This window comes from Azoarcus taiwanensis, from assembly GCF_012910885.1.
Lineage (GTDB): Bacteria > Pseudomonadota > Gammaproteobacteria > Burkholderiales > Rhodocyclaceae > Azoarcus_F > Azoarcus_F taiwanensis.
Window position 1 is genome coordinate 1 of record NZ_WTVM01000265.1, and the last position, 1,255, is coordinate 1,255.

The following is a 1,255-nucleotide window of genomic DNA, read 5'->3' on the forward strand; positions in this document are numbered from 1 at the left end:
ACCATCGGTTACGGACTGCCGGACTTCGCAGAGGAACTCAACTACGGAGTCGATCTATCAACCATCTGAGGGTGGTATCAGATTGATGGGGTGAAGGTGCCCCATCAACCATTAAATCCGTATACCCTTCTTTTTGAGCGCAGCGACCATTACGCCACGCTCGGCGATGGTTGCAGCGGCGAATTTTCGCATGAACTCGTCGATCGCAGCCTGATCGCCCTCCGGGTGGTGATCCTTGATCTCGTCGAGCATCCGAGAGTAGTTGGTCTTCAAGTATTCGCGCAGAAAGCCCACACCCATCACCGCGCCTACGCAAACATGGGTGGTCGACACCGGCAGGCCGAGCTCACTTGCGATCAACACGGTCACGGTCGCGCTCATCGCAATGCAGTAGGCGCGCATCTGGTCGAGTTCGGTAATCTCGCTCCCCACGGTTCGGATCACTCGGGCGCCAAACAGCCACAAGCCAATAGACAAACCGAGCGCCCCGATGATCATCACCCATAGCGGAATCGGTGCCGCACGTGCGATCTCGGCGCCACCGGTGCGCAACACTTCGACGATGGCCGCCAGGGGGCCGATCGCATTGGCCACGTCGTTCGAGCCGTGCGCGAAGCTCAGCAACGCTGCCGCACAGATCAGCGGAATATTGAACAGCTTGTTCACCCCGGCCTTGGAGTTGTCTATGCCTTCGCGTTTGGCGAGCCGCGCCTTGATGAAGAAGAACACCCCGACGGACACGACCACACCGACGACCAGTGCCTGCCCCATACCCACCTTCCACAGGCGGCTGAAGCCCTTCAGCATCATGTAGATCGCGAACACCGCAGCCATGAAGGCCACCAGCACCGGCACCCAGCGCTTGGCCGCACCGACGAGGTCGGACTGGTAGGTGATGCTGCGCTTGACCAGGTACAGCAGGCCAGCCGCGATCACGCCACCCATCACGGGCGACACTACCCAGCTCATGACGATGCGGCCGATGACGTCCCAGTTGGCGATTGCAAAGCCCGAGGACGCAATCCCCGCGCCGGCCACCGCACCAACAATCGAATGCGTGGTCGATACGGGCGCCCCGACCGAGGTCGCCATGTTGATCCACAGCGCGGCGGCGAGGAGCGCCGCCATCATCACCCACATGAAGGTTTGCGGGCTGTCGATGAGATTGGGGTCGATGATGCCACTGCGAATCGTGCCGACCACCTCGCCTCCGGCGATGATGGCCCCCATCGCCTCGAACACGCCGGCGATCACC

The 1,255-nt window shown here is 61.4% G+C and carries 1 protein-coding gene; it reads right to left on the reverse strand.

The window, feature by feature from the left end; all coding sequences use genetic code 11:
• Positions 1-111: 111 nt before the first annotated feature.
• The coding region (locus GPA21_RS20195) for an inorganic phosphate transporter (protein WP_168989849.1) at positions 112-1,255 on the reverse strand (1,144 nt) is incomplete at its 5' end.